The organism is Endozoicomonas sp. SESOKO3, from assembly GCF_024606255.1.
The window spans coordinates 1-2,788 of sequence record NZ_JAHHPR010000213.1; the positions used below are offsets into that span (position 1 = coordinate 1).

General features: G+C 51.6%; 2 protein-coding genes and 1 pseudogene. All 3 read right to left on the reverse strand.

All coding sequences use genetic code 11. The annotated features are described in order from the left end of the window. Positions 1–207 (reverse strand): hypothetical protein (locus tag KDK18_RS03740; protein WP_257253308.1); only part of this gene is annotated, 207 nt, incomplete at its 3' end. Between the two features lie 182 nt (positions 208–389). After that, on the reverse strand, positions 390–2,360 hold the full coding sequence (gene aceF, locus KDK18_RS03745) for a pyruvate dehydrogenase complex dihydrolipoyllysine-residue acetyltransferase (RefSeq protein WP_257253310.1): 1,971 nt from the start codon (positions 2,358–2,360) through the stop codon (positions 390–392). 19 nt (positions 2,361–2,379) lie between these two features. Then, a pseudogene (aceE, locus tag KDK18_RS03750) lies at positions 2,380–2,788 on the reverse strand (pyruvate dehydrogenase (acetyl-transferring), homodimeric type); the annotation flags it as partial.

The following is a 2,788-nucleotide window of genomic DNA, read 5'->3' on the forward strand; positions in this document are numbered from 1 at the left end:
CGGTGCAACATAGTCGTTTGTGTCCGTGCTGTATGACGGGTTGCCCAACAATGCATGTTGGCCAAACCTTACAGAAAAAATCCCATTTGGAGAACCTCCATTCTGTTCAAGTTCAACGACGAAACTTCTTGTCAATGGTTCGGCCTGACAGACGACAGACAACGAAAGAAACAGCGATATCAGTGCCAAAGAGAATGAGTTTTTCATTACATTCCAGTCTGTAGTTTGTAGCGTTTAGTCTTTATTTTTTAGAGAGGAAAGATAGATCAAGAAATCGGTAGATCAAGAAAACAAGCTATTGTTCTTTCAACACAAAGGGTTTTAACGAGTAAAAAAAACCCGCTACTGCAAAACAGCCACGGGCTTTTTTATTTACCGAAATCCAAAAATCACAGAAGCAAACGACGAATGTCTGACAATAGATTAGCCAGCAGGGTGGTAAAGCGGGCGGCATCAGCACCATTGACCACACGGTGATCGTATGACAGTGACAGTGGACACATTAGACGTGCATCAAAGTCCTTGCCGTTCCAGACAGGTTTCATGGAAGCCTTGGAGATCCCCAGAATAGCCACTTCGGGCGCATTCACGATGGGGGTAAAGGCCGTACCACCGACAGAACCCAGGCTGGAGATGGTAAAGCAGCCACCCTGCATTTCGGCTGGTTTCAATTTCTTGTCGCGGGCCTTGCCAGCCAGCTCGATGCACTCTCTTGAAAGATCCCAGATACCTTTCTGGTCAACATTCTTGATGACAGGAACCAGAAGGCCGTCAGGAGTGTCCACTGCGACACCAATGTTGATGTACTTCTTGTAGATAACCGACTCGCCGTCTTCACTGAGAGAAGAGCAAAATACAGGCATCTCTTTGAGTACGTAAGCCACAGCCTTGAGGAAGAAAGGCAGTGGAGTCAGCTTGGTGCCCCGGGCTTCCGCCAGCACCTTGTTAGCCTTACGGAAAGCTTCCAGTTCAGTAATATCGGCTTCATCAAACTGAGTAACGTGAGGCACGTTCAACCAGGAGCGCTGGAAGTTCTGAGCCGCGACCTTGCGCAGACGATTCAGAGCTACTTCTTCGATTTCACCCCATTTGGCGTAATCCTGGGCAGGCACCGGTGGAATGCCGCCACCACCTGTGGCGGCCGCTACCTGAGGCTTGTCAGCTTCAGCCAGCTTAGCTTTAACGTAAGCCTGAACATCTTCTTTCAGGATACGGCTGCGCGGGCCTGTGCCTTTTACCCGTTCAAGGGTAACACCAAATTCACGGGCAAGCCTCCGAACCGCTGGACCTGCGTGGAAATTGCGATTGACTTTTTCCAGCTCGACCAGTTTGTGACCAGAAGCCCCAGCGGCGGGTGCTGGCGCCTTGTCCGTCGCAGGAGTCGGTGCGACTGGCGCGGAAGCCTGTGGCACGGGAGCAGTCGGAGCGGGTGCTGCAACACCGCCCTGAGTCTCAATCCTGACAATCAGGTTGCCCTGACTCAGCTTGTCACCTTCTTTGACGCAGATCTCTTTGATAACACCGGCAAAAGGAGAGGGTACGTCCATACTCGCTTTGTCAGATTCCAGAACAATCAGGGAATCTTCTTCAGCAACTTCATCACCCTCAGCTACACAAATTTCGATGACGGGAACGTTTTCGGCACCAATGTCAGGTACCGTCACTTCATTAATACCACCTGCAGCAGGCGTAGCTACGGGAACCGGTGCGACAGCTGGAGCTGGAGCGGCTGTCTGAGGCACTTCAGTCTGAAGTGCCGGAACGGGAGCAGCACCAGTGGTGGTTTCAACTTTTACCACCAGGTCGCCCTGACTCAGCTTGTCACCTTCTTTAACACAGATCTCTTTGACAACACCGGCAAAAGGAGAAGGTACGTCCATGCTCGCTTTGTCAGATTCGAGAACAATCAGAGAATCTTCTTCAGAAATCTCATCACCAACGGCTACACAGATTTCGATGACCGGAACGTCTTCTGCACCAATATCGGGAACAGTCACTTCCTGAATGCTGCTGGCTGCAGGCGCTGCCGGAGGGGTAGCAGACTCTGATTGTAGCGCAGGCGCTGGCTGTGCAGCGGGCTCTGGCGCTGCTTCGACGGCAGCATCAGAGCCTTCACGGACTGCGGCGGTTGCCGCCATTTTCAGCATGTCATCACCTTCAGACACACTGTCGCCTACCTTCAGCAGGATCTCGGAGATCTTGCCGTCACGTGGTGCTGGCACTTCCATTGATGCCTTGTCTGATTCCAGAACAATCAGGGAGTCATCGGCAGAAACGGCATCACCAGGTGCAACGCAGATTTCAATAACCTCTGCACTGCCACTGCCGATATCGGGGATCTTGATTATTTCATCGCTCATTCGGGATAACCTTATGAAATCAGCAGTACAGTGGGTTAGCTTTATCGCCGTCGATGTTGAACTTTTTCATCGCGTCTTTCAGCACAGACACTTCCAGTTCACCGTCTTTTACCAGACCGTAGAGGGCAGCAATAACAACGAAGTATCGATCCACTTCAAAGAACTCACGCAACTTTTCGCGGGTATCGGAACGACCAAAGCCATCGGTACCCAGGGCGATGAACGTGCCTGGTACGAATTCACGAATCTGGTCAGCGTAAATCTTCATGTAGTCAGAGGCAGCAACAACCGGCCCCTTGCGACCAGACAGTTGCACTTCGACCCAGCCTGCCTGCTTTTCGGAATCAGGGTTCAGCATGTTGTGACGAGCTGCCGCCATACCATCACGACGCAGTTCGTTGAAGCTTGTAGCGCTCCAGATATCAGAC

Coding starts and splice junctions, on each gene's coding strand:
- aceF (WP_257253310.1), bottom strand. CDS start 2,360: ATGAGCGATGAAATAATCAAGATCCCCGATATCGGCAGTGGCAGTGCA.